This is a genomic window from Cupriavidus sp. SIMBA_020, assembly GCF_046535395.1.
Lineage (GTDB): Bacteria > Pseudomonadota > Gammaproteobacteria > Burkholderiales > Burkholderiaceae > Cupriavidus > Cupriavidus campinensis.
The window spans coordinates 1-356 of the sequence record NZ_JAWRWU010000173.1; the positions used below are offsets into that span (position 1 = coordinate 1).

General features: G+C 63.2%; 1 protein-coding gene. It reads right to left on the minus strand.

The window, feature by feature from the left end; genetic code table 11:
- The coding region (locus SB751_RS28690; RefSeq protein WP_410748872.1) for a S49 family peptidase at positions 1–356 on the minus strand (356 nt) is incomplete at both ends.

Sequence of the window (356 nt, forward strand, 5' to 3'; positions counted from 1 at the left end):
CTAGCTTCTCCATGGTGCCGACAAAGCCATAACCGGCCGCCGTCACACCAATGGAACCCACCAGGCTGGCTTTATCGGCGTAGATCTCATCCGCTGCACTGGCAATGTAATAGGCACCAGAAGCGCCGAGATCCGCGATGACTGCATACAGCTTGATAGCCGGGTATTCAGCACGCAGGCGGCGGATTTCGTCATACACGTAACCCGCCTGCACCGGGCTGCCGCCCGGGCTGTTGATCCGCAGCACGACGCCGGCCGCGCCGTCGTCGTCGAACGCGGCGTCGAGCGCCGTATTGATGTCTTCGCCGTTCGCGTTGGTGCCTGCCGCGATCTCGCCGTCGATCGTCACGAGCGCC